We start from the raw sequence: 657 nt of genomic DNA on the forward strand, positions 1-657 counted from the left end.
GCATCACCTTCACTGCTGCCCAGCAAAGCCCGCCCCCATGGGTGAAACCCAGCCTGATTCCGTCTCGTGCCGAATCGATTTCATCGACACCGACAAAGGACAAAACCTTCTCGTCACCCCCTCTTCGTTCTCCACGGTGACGGTGCCAACCGATCAGAAACCCCGCCCTTTCCCCACCGCGGCCTGACTGACCCGGGTCCATGATCCCCGCATTATCCCAATCCCGTTTTGTCCAGATGCCGAATTTGTCGATCCAATTTCCCCCTATCCCTTTTCTTTGCCCATAAAATATAATCCGTCGTTTTCCCCACCCAATTCTCCGATTATAAAAACCGGCCCCAATCAAACGGCTCCTTTAAACCATTTCTCCCGGCCGTTTTCCTCTTTAAAAACCAAATCCCTTTAAATTTTCCGCTTTTTTAACCGGCCTCTAGAATAATACAGGGGGGGCCTAAAATTCAATTCCCCCTTCGCCCCCTGAAAAAATCTCTCTTTATACGCCTTTCCCCCGGGGCTCTTCTCCCAAGACGCTAAGAAATGGCCAATTGGCCACACATATATTTTCTTTTTCTCTCCAAACACATCCACTTAAATCACAGGGTCCTTTCCTTTTATTTTCTAAGACCTCTCCCTGCTCTAATCTCCTTATTACCTTAG

At 48.9% G+C, this 657-nt stretch carries 1 protein-coding gene; it reads left to right on the forward strand.

The window, feature by feature from the left end; genetic code table 11:
* Window positions 1-187 (forward strand): hypothetical protein (locus tag DACE_RS18740; RefSeq protein ID WP_238326433.1); only part of this gene is annotated, 187 nt, incomplete at its 5' end.
* Window positions 188-657 lie beyond the last annotated feature (470 nt).

Origin of the sequence: Desulfuromonas acetoxidans DSM 684, from assembly GCF_000167355.1 — a bacterium.
Taxonomy (GTDB): domain Bacteria; phylum Desulfobacterota; class Desulfuromonadia; order Desulfuromonadales; family Desulfuromonadaceae; genus Desulfuromonas; species Desulfuromonas acetoxidans.